The 9,763-nt window shown below is 66.2% G+C and carries 12 protein-coding genes; 8 read left to right on the forward strand and 4 right to left on the reverse strand.

Annotated features, from left to right (window positions below):
* From RT131_RS19105 to RT131_RS19115, 3 genes are all read left to right on the forward strand, one after another.
* Window positions 1–912, forward strand: a 912-nt coding sequence (locus RT131_RS19105) for an acetyl-CoA C-acyltransferase (RefSeq protein ID WP_313174521.1), incomplete at its 5' end; no start/stop codon positions are given.
* 143 nt (window positions 913–1,055) lie between these two features.
* Window positions 1,056–1,928 (forward strand): hypothetical protein, encoded by an 873-nt coding sequence (locus tag RT131_RS19110; protein ID WP_313174523.1) that lies wholly within the window; start codon window positions 1,056–1,058, stop codon window positions 1,926–1,928.
* Window positions 1,929–2,079: 151 nt separating this feature from the next.
* A complete protein-coding gene (locus RT131_RS19115) occupies window positions 2,080–2,628 on the forward strand; it encodes a hypothetical protein (protein ID WP_313174525.1) in 549 nt (182 codons plus the stop codon).
* A 50-nt stretch (window positions 2,629–2,678) separates the two neighbouring features.
* Here the strand turns inward: RT131_RS19115 and RT131_RS19120 are convergent, their stop codons facing one another.
* The 4 genes from RT131_RS19120 to RT131_RS19135 form a co-directional block, all read right to left on the reverse strand.
* Window positions 2,679–3,116 (reverse strand): hypothetical protein, encoded by a 438-nt coding sequence (locus tag RT131_RS19120; RefSeq protein WP_313174527.1) that lies wholly within the window; start codon window positions 3,114–3,116, stop codon window positions 2,679–2,681.
* Window positions 3,117–3,159: 43 nt separating this feature from the next.
* Entirely contained in the window at window positions 3,160–4,422 is a 1,263-nt protein-coding gene (locus RT131_RS19125) for a heme biosynthesis HemY N-terminal domain-containing protein (protein ID WP_313174528.1), read from the reverse strand.
* Window positions 4,419–5,399 carry a uroporphyrinogen-III C-methyltransferase gene (locus tag RT131_RS19130; RefSeq protein ID WP_313174530.1) on the reverse strand — a complete coding sequence of 327 codons (981 nt, stop codon included), beginning with the start codon at window positions 5,397–5,399 and terminating at the stop codon, window positions 4,419–4,421. The genes RT131_RS19125 and RT131_RS19130 overlap by 4 nt, the downstream gene beginning before the upstream one ends.
* A 113-nt stretch (window positions 5,400–5,512) precedes the next feature.
* Window positions 5,513–6,295: a uroporphyrinogen-III synthase gene (locus RT131_RS19135; RefSeq protein WP_313174532.1), complete on the reverse strand. Its 783-nt coding sequence runs from the start codon at window positions 6,293–6,295 to the stop codon at window positions 5,513–5,515.
* Window positions 6,296–6,337: 42 nt separating this feature from the next.
* Here RT131_RS19135 and RT131_RS19140 point away from each other — a divergent pair, with 42 nt between their 5' ends.
* From RT131_RS19140 to RT131_RS19160, 5 genes are all read left to right on the forward strand, one after another.
* Window positions 6,338–6,796 (forward strand): YiiD C-terminal domain-containing protein, encoded by a 459-nt coding sequence (locus RT131_RS19140; RefSeq protein WP_313174533.1) that lies wholly within the window; start codon window positions 6,338–6,340, stop codon window positions 6,794–6,796.
* A gap of 27 nt (window positions 6,797–6,823) precedes the next feature.
* On the forward strand, window positions 6,824–7,252 hold the full coding sequence (locus tag RT131_RS19145) for a hypothetical protein (RefSeq protein ID WP_313174534.1): 429 nt from the start codon (window positions 6,824–6,826) through the stop codon (window positions 7,250–7,252).
* Between the two features lie 64 nt (window positions 7,253–7,316).
* A complete protein-coding gene (locus RT131_RS19150; RefSeq protein ID WP_313174536.1) occupies window positions 7,317–7,754 on the forward strand; it encodes a rhodanese-like domain-containing protein in 438 nt (145 codons plus the stop codon).
* Between the two features lie 104 nt (window positions 7,755–7,858).
* The gene (gene secB, locus RT131_RS19155; RefSeq protein ID WP_313174538.1) at window positions 7,859–8,374 is read left to right on the forward strand and encodes a protein-export chaperone SecB; all 516 of its coding nucleotides are present in this window, start codon (window positions 7,859–7,861) and stop codon (window positions 8,372–8,374) included.
* A gap of 19 nt (window positions 8,375–8,393) precedes the next feature.
* Entirely contained in the window at window positions 8,394–9,422 is a 1,029-nt protein-coding gene (locus RT131_RS19160) for an NAD(P)H-dependent glycerol-3-phosphate dehydrogenase (protein WP_313174540.1), read from the forward strand.
* Window positions 9,423–9,763: the final 341 nt, after the last annotated feature.

Below are 9,763 nucleotides of genomic sequence, written 5' to 3' on the forward strand. Positions count from 1 at the left end.
GTGCCGATCGTCTACGGCAAGAAGCTGCGCGCGCGCCTGCTGGCGGCCAACCGCGCCAAGAGCACCGGCGACAAGATCCGCACCCTGCTCAAGGGCTTCAAGTTCTCCGAGCTCAAGCCCGAGTTCCCGGGCGTGGCCGAGCCGCGTACCGGCAAGAGCATGGGCGACCATTGCGAGGACATGGCCAAGGAATGGAACATCTCGCGTGAAGCACAGGACGCCTGGGCGGTGTCTTCGCACAGGAAGCTGGCTGCCGCTTACGAGCGCGGTTTCTTCAGTGACCTGATCGCGCCGTTCCGCGGCGTCGAGCGCGACAACATCCTGCGTCCGGATACCTCGCTGGAAAAGCTGGCCACCTTGAAGCCGGCCTTCGACAAGGCCTCTGGCCGCGGCACCCTGACCGCCGCCAACTCCACCCCGTTGACCGACGGCGCCGCTGCAGTGCTGCTGGCCAGCGAGGAATGGGCACGCGCGCACGGTCACGAGCCGCTGGCCTATCTGCGTGATTCGCAGGTTTCGGCAGTGGACTTCGTGCATGGCGAAGGCCTGCTGATGGCGCCGACCACTGCCGTGCCGGAAATGCTCAAGCGCAATGGCCTGACCCTGCAGGATTTCGATATCTATGAAATCCACGAAGCCTTCGCCGCGCAGGTGCTGTGCACGCTGAGCGCCTGGGAAAGCGAGGACTACTGCCGCAACCGCCTGGGCCTGGATGCAGCGCTGGGCCGCATCGATCCGGCCAAGATCAACCCGCTGGGCTCTTCGCTGGCCACCGGCCACCCGTTCGCCGCCACCGGCGCCCGCATCATCGGCACCGTGGCCAAGGAATTGGCTGCCCGCGGTGGCGGTCGTGCGCTGGTATCGATCTGCACCGCCGGCGGCATGGGCGTGGTCGCCATCGTCGAGCGTTGATGCGCCGTTTGTAGTGCCGAGCCATGCTCGGCAGGGGCGTTCCCGGTAATACCCCTTGCCGACCATGGGTCGGCAATACAGGGCCCTTGCAGGGCCCGGCCCGGCCCCCCTATTGTCTGCTCACCAAAGGACGGGGGTAGGGCATGAAGCGCATCGCGATTGGTTTGGCCGTGCTGTTGTCAGGTGTGGCGGCGCCTGCCGCTGCCATGACCTTCATGAAAGTGGAGCACGTCTGCCCGATCGGCGGCGAGCGCTTCAGTGCGGAGGAAATGGGCTCGGGCACAGCCTTCGGCCACTTCCTCGATGGACGCCTGCATGGCGCCATCCAATCGCCGTGGCCACTGGTGTCCTGCCCGGGCAATGGTTTCGTCATCTACAAGGACGATTACAGCGCTGACGAGATCAAGCGCCTGACCGCCGTGGTCGAAAGTGACGACTACCAGCGTATGCGCGGCCACGAAACCAGCTATTGGATGCTGGCGCGCTTGTTCGAAGCGGTCGATGCGCCGTTGCGGGACCGTGCCGGAGTCCTGCAGCGTGCCACCTGGCAGGCCTCGCCCGGGCAGTATCCGCGCTATGTACAGGCCGCGTCGGCGGCCGTCGCGCAGCAATGTCCGGATGCGCGTGCCGCCGCCGATCAGGATGAAGCATGGCTGTATTGCCAGATGCTGCTGGGCGAATGGGAGCGCAGGCTATCCCGTTTCGACGCGGCACGGACGCGCTTCGAGCGCCTGCAGCCGCTGCCTGGACGATTGCTGACCGGCCCGGATCACGAGCATGCGCGTCGCCAGTACATTGCCGAAATTGCACAGCAGTTGCAGCTGATCGCGGACAGAAGCGCGGTCAACACGATGGCGGTGGACGCGAATGCACCACCACCGGCCAAGGAGACGGCAGCAGGACCTGTTTCGCGAGAGGCCGCGGAAGCCATGGTCCGGGTCGCGGCAGATGCGGCTGCAGCGGCCGCAGATGCCGCCGCTGCCAGTGACGCGGATTCGCCATCGGCCAAGCGCTGAGCGGTACAAGCGGGAAAATCCCGGCGACTTGAGGGTTTCGCGGGCCACGTTCCAGGGAGCGGGCTTGCCGCATACTTCACTGCCACGCCAACGGCGCAGGTGCGGGTCGCTCGGGAGGCGGCCCGCTGGAATTTCACAGGGGATGCAATGAATGGATGAGTTCAACCCATATGCGGCGCCGGAGGCCTTGCCGCCACCGCTGGCCAACAGCAGCCCGGACAACAGTACTTGTTGGCGCGATGGTGACGAGCTGCTGGCGTTGCCGCATAGCGATCTGCCGCGCTACTGCGTCAAATGCGGGAAGCCGGCGCTGGAGTACCGCCAGCGCAAGTTCTACTGGCATTCGCCGTGGATGTACCTGCTGATCCTGCTGCACTTCCTGGTCTATCTGATTGCCGCACTGGCGGTGCGCAAGACGGCGGTGCACAACGTCGGCCTGTGTTCGGCGCATCGCAAGCGGCGGCTGAATTTCATGCTGATGGCGTGGTGCTCGGTGGTGCCGCTGTTTGGCTGTTTCCTGTTCGACAGTGGATGGGTGGTCGGCCTGGGGATACTGATGTTCCTGGCGATGCTGCTGTGGGGCCTGATCGGCATGCAGATACTCAAGCCCAGGAAGATCGATGTGAACCTGGCGGTGTATCGCGGCGTATCCACAGCGTTCCTGGCGCGCTTGCCGCGCTATCCCTATCGCCGTGACTAGCTGACGGCCGCAATCACGCCGGCGCGCACCTGCGTGCCGGCGTGGATTGGTCAGTCTTCGCTGTGCGTCTGTGAGTGGTCCAGCAGGAACTGACTGATGGCCTGGCGCAGTGGCAGGTCGTCCGTACGTTGCGCCAGTGCATCTGCGCGCCGTGCATGGTCCTGGGCGGCGGCGACATCGCCCAGGTTGGAAAGACGTTCGGCCAGTGCCAGGCCGATCGAAGCTTCGTAGTTGATCGCCTGCGCTGCGTTGGCAAGCATCAGTGCGTGCTTGTAGTGCGCGATGGCGACATGGTCATCGCCGGTGAAGTCGGCCAGCGTTTCCCAGAGGAAGGGATGGTCGCGGCCTGCAGCCGCGATTGAATCGCAGTAGGCGTGCAGCTGTGCATACAGCGATGCACTGGCCTCTTCTTCGCCATCTTCGCAGGCGTTGAGGATGGCGTCGGTCAACGCGACCACGCGCGCATGGATGTCCGGGGGTATGTTCATTACGGCTCGTTACGAAAAGCGTCGAGGGTGGGCTTGCAGAGACTCAGCCCGGCAAACGCGGGAAGCCATGCGCATCGCGTTCTTCAGCCACCGCCTGGTCCTGGATCTGCTGGTGCAGGTTGCGGCGTTGGATCGACTGTACGGGCTGGCCGCGGCGCTGGCGCACCGCATTGAGCAGGCACTGGCTGGCCAGCGCCTGCTCATCCTGTGCGGCAAACACCTCGCCCAGGGCCTCCCAGGCGTCGGCGCCGGCATCCTGGGCGATGGCCCTGTGCAGGAATTCCTCGGCCTGCGACCATTGGCCCTGGCCAACGGCCAGACGGGCCAGACCCAGCAGCAAAGCAGGGCTGTTGGGATGCGACTGCAGCCAGCGTTGTGCACTGGCGCGGCGCGAATCGAATTTCTCCACCGGCAGCTGCGTGTACAAGGCGACCAGGGCTTCATCCCAATGGCTGTCCAGGGTCTGTTCGATGCTGCGCAGGGCAACGTCGGTCCAGTTCAGGGCGACCGCGCGCTGTGCGTAGTGGGCCACCGCCTGCGCGCTGACCCGCAGTGATTTGGGCAGCACTTCCCAGCGTGCAGCCAGCGTATTGACGTCGCTGGCCTCGTCGAGCATCTGCAGGGCGAGCGTGGTTTCCAGTTCGGCGACAGCGTTCGGTGGCAACACCTGCTGCTGGCGCAGCGCGCCGAGCTGGCCGTAAGCCTCTTCGGCGCGACCGGCGCGCTGCAATGCCTCGGTACGCAGCCACAGGCCGCGCGGCGGCAGCGGCTGCAGGGCAGGCAGGTCCAGCGCGTTGATCGCTTCCAGTGGCTTGTCCAGCTGCAGCCAGCGCTCGGCGCTGTGCAGGGCGTGCAGGTGTGGGTCGGCTTCGGCCAGCTGTTGCAGATGTTGGCCGGCGCTGCTGTTGTCCTCGCGTGCTTCGGCTGCGCGCATGGCCGCAACCAGGGCGATCGGGCGTACGGCTTTCTCGGTCGCGGCGCTCTGCAGCAGTTTCTCGGCGCGTTGCCATTGGCCGTTGTCCAGCGCCTGCAGGCCATCGATCAGGCGCGCGCGCCCCTGCTTGCGGCGGTGCCGGGCCCAGGCCCGGAACGGTGTGCTGATCAGTGACCACAGCAGCCAAACCAGCAGTGCGGCGATCAGTACCGCCAGTGCGGCCTGCGGCAAGGTGGCGATGTAATCATGATCGCCGGCGCGGACGATGACTTCGCCCAGGGCGCGTACCGAATCCTGGCCCAGCCATTGCGCGCCGAAGATGCCGATGGCGGCGACCAGCAGGACCAGCAGCAGGGAACGGAAAGCCTTCATGGTGCGTCCTTGGCGGCGCGCGTGTTGCGCAGTTGCTGCAGGGTGCTGCCGAGTTCCGGCAGGTTGGGGCGCAGTTCCACGCCACGCATCTGTCGCAGTTCGTTGCGGCGCTGCTGGCGTTGCGGTGAATCCGGCCACAGCCGCTGCAGCCACCCGTCGGCACGGTCCAGTGCCTGCTGCCAGGCCTTGTCATCACCGCGCTCAAGGGCGGCGCGGGCCAGGCTCAGCTCGATCTGCAGCGAGTCATTGGCGGCGATGCGCTCGGAACGGGCAACCAATACCTTGCCGTCGGCGGGGCGGATCTGCACCAGCGGCGACAGCATCTGCTGCCACCATGGCTGCCGGGTGTCGGCGGGCAGCTGCAGGTGCTCGGGCAGGCGTTCCAGTTCGCTGGACCACTGCTCGAGCTGGGCAGCGGTACGGGCGCGTACGCCCGGGCCCAACGCATCCAGCGCATTGCGCTCCTGGATCAGCGCCTGGCGCAGGTTGAGGTAGTCGGGGCTGTCGATGCCTTCCAGTGCGTTGGCGGCCAATGCATACAGGCGACGGGCGCCGTCCAGGTCACCGGCAAAGGTCAGCCGTTGCTGGGCCTGGTTGAGCAGCAGTTCCGCCTCTTCGCGGCGCACGGCCTGCGCGCCCTGGCGTGAACTGTCGGCCAGTTGGGCGAGGTTTTCTTCCAGCAGCGCATTGCGCTGGCTCAGCCCCAGCACTTCATCGCGCAGCACGCGGTTGGTGGCGGCGGCATCCTGGATGCTGCGGGCGTTGGCGCGCTGGTCGCGGCGCAGGGCTTCCAGCCCCTGTTGCAAGGCGGTCAACTGCTGACTGGCACTGTCGCGGGCCAGCGCTGCCTGCTGCTGGCGGGTCTGCCAGCTGTGCCAGCCAAACCAGCCGGCCGCGCCCAGCGCGGCGATGGCGATCAGCGGCAGGAGCCAGCGCAGCGGGCGGCGCGGTTGAGCGGGTGCGACGTCTTCATTCATCGGGGGCAACATCCTTGGCGGGCATGGCCACGACACAAGGGTGACCACGCTGTTGGTGCCGGCAAAGCATCGCCCGCGCGCTGCAGGCCTGCAAGTCGCCTCTGCGCGTGCACTCAGCCTGCGGCCGGGAAAACCGCTGCGTGGGCGGCGCTGGCCAATTGCCCGGGCAAGGGCCCGGCGGCAACGCTGATGTTGCGGAAACCAAGTTCGGCCGCAAGCGTGGCCAGGCGTGCGCTGGCGGCGACCGCTACAGCGTCCTGCCATTGCTGCAGCAACGCTGGCGGCAGGTAGGGCAGCACCGTCTGCAGTGCCTCGCCACTGCTGATCGCCACGACATACGGCTGCGGCAGTGCCTGCAAGCGGGCGATGGTGGCCTTGCTGACCGGCAATGGCAGCCGCTCGTAGACATCGATCCGCTGCAGGGTGGCACCGCGTTCGCGTACCTGTGCGGCAATCACGCCGCGACCGCCGGGAGCAGTGACCAGGGCCACACGCAGTCCCTGCAGGTGCTGCATGGCAGGCAGGGCCAGCAGGCCCTCGCTGTCCATCCGGGTCGGGGCCTGCACGTTCACCGCGCCACGCCGGCGCAAGGCGCGCGCCGTGCCTTCGCCCACGGCGACCACGCTGCCGGCACGCAGCTCGGCCAAGGGCAACAGGCGTGCAGCGGCTTCGGCAGCGGCAGGGCTGGTGAACACCAGCCGGTCGCAGGTGCGTGCTGCCGCCAGCTGCTCGCGCGTTGCCTCATCGGTACGCATCTGCAGGCGCCAGGGCGACAACGCCACGGTACGTGCACCCAAACGCGCAGCGGCGCTGCGCAAGGTGTCGTGCTGCCCTTGCGGGCGCATCGAGATGAGATGCCAGACCGTGTCGGCTGGCACATAGGCGGGGCGGTTCATTCCATGCATTATGCGGGCGCTTTCCGTTTTTCGTCCGATTTCATGTCCGAACATATTGATGAAACCGTGTTGCTGGAACAGCTCCAGCACACGCTCGTGGCAATGCCGCCGGTTGCGGCGATGGGAATCCGCATCGCCGGTTACGACAACGGCGTGCTGCGCATGCAGGCGCCGTTGGACGTCAACGTCAACGACAAGGGCAATGCCTTTGGCGGCAGCCTGGCCTCGGTGATGACCCTGTCGGGGTGGGCGCTGGTCAGCATGCGCCTTGGACTGGCCGGCAAACAGGCCGAGGTCTACGTGGCCGACAGCAGCATCCGCTACCGCGCGCCGGTGTACGGCGATCTGCTGGCGACCGCGCGGCTGGCACCGGAACAGGACTGGGACGACTTCCTGACCCTGTTCACCAAGCGCGGCCGTGCCCGGGTGACGGTACGCGCGGCGATCGAGGGCGGCGCGGCCGAGTTCGAGGGACGCTTCGTCGCCCTCGGCAAAGGCTAAGATCGGCCATCACCGAAGGGGGTCTGCATGTACCGAAACCTGTTCCAGTCCGTTGTCATCGCCCTGTTGCTGGTCGCCGGCGGCGTGCAGGCGGAAGGGCCGAGCCGGTCGCAGCGCAACAAGCTGGTGCCCACCCAGGATGCCTATGTGGCGGCGGTGCGCTGGGGCGACTTCGAGAAGGCGGAAGGCTTCATCGACCCGCTGTACCTGCAGCAGCACCCGCTGACCGACCTGCAGCGCGAGCGCTACCGGCAGCTGCAGGTGTCCAGCTACCGTGAGCGTTCGGCCGGTGTGGGGGCCGATGGCAGCATCGAGCGGCGGGTCGAAATGGGCGTGATCAACCGCAATACCCAGGCCGAACGTCTGGTCATGGTGAATGAGCGCTGGCGTTGGGACCCGGAAGCCAAGCGCTGGTGGCAGGCCGCCGGTTTGCCCGATCTTTGGCAGGGACAATGAGGCATTGGCTGCATTTTCGCCGGCTGTGCGACAATCCCTGCCCGCTTATCGACCCGTGACCTGAGTGAATTACGAAGAGTTGCTGGCCTTCGCCGGCCGAAATCCGATGCTGTCGCTGGCCCTGGCCGGCCTGACCGTGGCCATCATCGCCACCGAGGTCGCACGCCTGTTCCGCGGCTACAAATCGCTCAAGCCGTCCGAATTGACCCATATGATCAATGCTGGCGGTGCGACCGTGATCGATCTGTCGGCCGCTGCCGACTTCGAGAAGGGCCATATTGCCGGTAGCCGCAACGTGCAGCCGGCGCAGTTGACCCCCGCGCACAAACTGCTGGCCAACGCCAAGCAGAGCCCGGTGGTGCTGCTGTGCCGTACCGGCAATGCCTCGGCTACGGCCGCCAAAGCACTGAAAAAAGCCGGTTACGAGCAGGTTTATGTGCTCGACGGCGGCCTGCCGGCATGGCAGGCGGCAGACCTGTTGCTGGTCAAGGGCCGCAACTGAGTCAGCAAATTTTCAGCAAGGGCTTGTGTAGGGGAAGAACCGCCCCCATCGCTGGTCTTGTACTAATCCCATTCAATGAACAATCTGTTCTGGAGTCTTGAGCAATGTCCGAAGAGAACACCAACGGCGTAGTCCCGGCCGACGAATCCGCCAACGGCCCGGCTTTCACCATCGAGAAGATCTACGTCAAGGACGTTTCGTTCGAGTCGCCGAACTCCCCGGTCATCTTCAACGAGAACGTGCAGCCGGACCTGCAGCTGAACCTGAACCAGAAGGTGCAGCGCCTGTCGGAAACCGCTTTCGAAGTGGTGCTGGGCGTGACCCTGACCTGCAAGGCCGGTGACAAGACCGCCTATGTGGCCGAAGTTGAGCAGGCTGGCGTGTTCGGCCTGATCGGCCTGGAACCGCAGGCGATCGACGTGCTGCTCGGCACCCAGTGCCCGAACATCCTGTTCCCGTACGTGCGTTCGATGGTGTCGGACCTGATCCAGGCCGGCGGCTTCCCGCCGTTCTACCTGCAGCCGATCAACTTCGAAGGCCTGTACGCCGAGACCCTGCGTCAGCGTCAGCAGCAGGGCGAAGCCTCGCTGGCCGACTCCGAGCCGGCTGGCAACGCCTGATCGGCGTCTGCGTTCCAGTATGAGTACGAACGACGCGGAAAAGATCGCCGTTCTTGGCGCGGGCTCCTGGGGCACCGCGCTGGCCACCCTGTTGGCCCGGCACGGTTCCCGGACCGTGCTGTGGGGACGTGATGCAGCGGTAGTCGAGGCGATTGATCAGCGTCATGAGAATCCCCGGTATCTGCCGGGGATTCCCTTGCCAGAATCCCTGCGCGCCAGCACCGACCTGGCTGCCACCGTTGAAGGTGCGGCCTGGATCCTGGTGGTGGTGCCTTCGCATGCCTTTGCTGAAACCGTGCGCGCGCTGGCGCCGCTGCGGCCGGCCGGGGCTGGCGTGGCCTGGGCAACCAAGGGCTTCGAGCCCGGCTCGGGCCGTTTCCTGCATGAAGTAGCGCGTGAAGTGCTGGGCCCGGACGTGCCGTTGGCCGTCGTCACTGGCCCGTCCTTCGCCAAGGAAGTCACCCTGGGCCTGCCCACCGCCATTACCGTGCACGGTGATGACGAGGCATTCGCCCAGCAGGTGGCCGATGCGATGCACGGCCCGGCATTCCGCGCCTATACCGGCGACGACATGGTCGGCGCCGAGCTGGGCGGGGCGATGAAGAACGTGCTGGCGGTGGCCACCGGCGTGGCCGATGGCATGCAGCTGGGCCTGAACGCCCGTGCCGGCCTGATCACCCGTGGCCTCAACGAGATGCTGCGGCTGGCAGCGGCCATTGGTGGCAAGCCGGAAACCCTGATGGGCCTGGCTGGTCTGGGCGATCTGGTGCTGACCAGCACCGGCGACCTGTCGCGCAACCGCCGTCTGGGTCTGGCACTCGGCCGCGGCCAGAGCCTGCCGGATGCTGTGAAGGAAATCGGCCAGGTGGTGGAATCGGTGCAGACCGCCGATGAAGTCATGCGTCAGGCCGATCGCCACGGCATCGACCTGCCGATCTCCAAGGCGGTGCAGTCGGTACTGCACGGCGAACTGAGCCCCTCCGAAGGCCTGCAGCAGCTGCTGGCCCGTGAGCAGAAGCCGGAATACCCGGACACGCTGTTCAAGTAAGGATGCGCGACGATCAAAGAAGAAGCCCGGCAATGCCGGGCTTTTTTTGTTTTGTAGTGCCGAGCCATGCTCGGCAGTGGCTTTACCGATACCCGCTGCCGAGCATGGCTCGGCACTACGCCCCCTCCCTTTGGCGTAGCCAAGGGGAGGGTTGGGGAGGGGTAGCTTTTGGCTTTGGCCGGGAAAGCCCCTGCCGAGCATGGCTCGGCACTACGCTCCCTCCCTTTGGCGCAGCCAAGGGGAGGGTTGGGGAGGGGGAGCTTTTGGCTTTGGCCGGGAAAGCCCTTGCCGAGCATGGCTCGGCACTACGCTCCCTCCCTTTGGCGCAGCCAAGGGGAGGG

Origin of the sequence: Stenotrophomonas sp. (assembly GCF_032066555.1) — a bacterium.
In the GTDB taxonomy this organism is placed as follows: domain Bacteria; phylum Pseudomonadota; class Gammaproteobacteria; order Xanthomonadales; family Xanthomonadaceae; genus Stenotrophomonas.

What these genes read in the sequence shown, in the direction of transcription:
- RT131_RS19125 (WP_313174528.1), bottom strand. Translation starts at nt 4,422, where the DNA reads ATGAAGGCTTTCCGTTCCCTGCTGCTGGTCCTGCTGGTCGCCGCCATC.
- RT131_RS19110 (WP_313174523.1), top strand. Translation starts at nt 1,056, where the DNA reads ATGAAGCGCATCGCGATTGGTTTGGCCGTGCTGTTGTCAGGTGTGGCG.
- RT131_RS19135 (WP_313174532.1), bottom strand. Translation starts at nt 6,295, where the DNA reads ATGAACCGCCCCGCCTATGTGCCAGCCGACACGGTCTGGCATCTCATC.
- RT131_RS19145 (WP_313174534.1), top strand. Translation starts at nt 6,824, where the DNA reads ATGTACCGAAACCTGTTCCAGTCCGTTGTCATCGCCCTGTTGCTGGTC.
- RT131_RS19115 (WP_313174525.1), top strand. Translation starts at nt 2,080, where the DNA reads ATGGATGAGTTCAACCCATATGCGGCGCCGGAGGCCTTGCCGCCACCG.
- RT131_RS19160 (WP_313174540.1), top strand. Translation starts at nt 8,394, where the DNA reads ATGAGTACGAACGACGCGGAAAAGATCGCCGTTCTTGGCGCGGGCTCC.
- RT131_RS19130 (WP_313174530.1), bottom strand. Translation starts at nt 5,399, where the DNA reads ATGAATGAAGACGTCGCACCCGCTCAACCGCGCCGCCCGCTGCGCTGG.
- RT131_RS19120 (WP_313174527.1), bottom strand. Translation starts at nt 3,116, where the DNA reads ATGAACATACCCCCGGACATCCATGCGCGCGTGGTCGCGTTGACCGAC.
- secB (WP_313174538.1), top strand. Translation starts at nt 7,859, where the DNA reads ATGTCCGAAGAGAACACCAACGGCGTAGTCCCGGCCGACGAATCCGCC.
- RT131_RS19140 (WP_313174533.1), top strand. Translation starts at nt 6,338, where the DNA reads ATGTCCGAACATATTGATGAAACCGTGTTGCTGGAACAGCTCCAGCAC.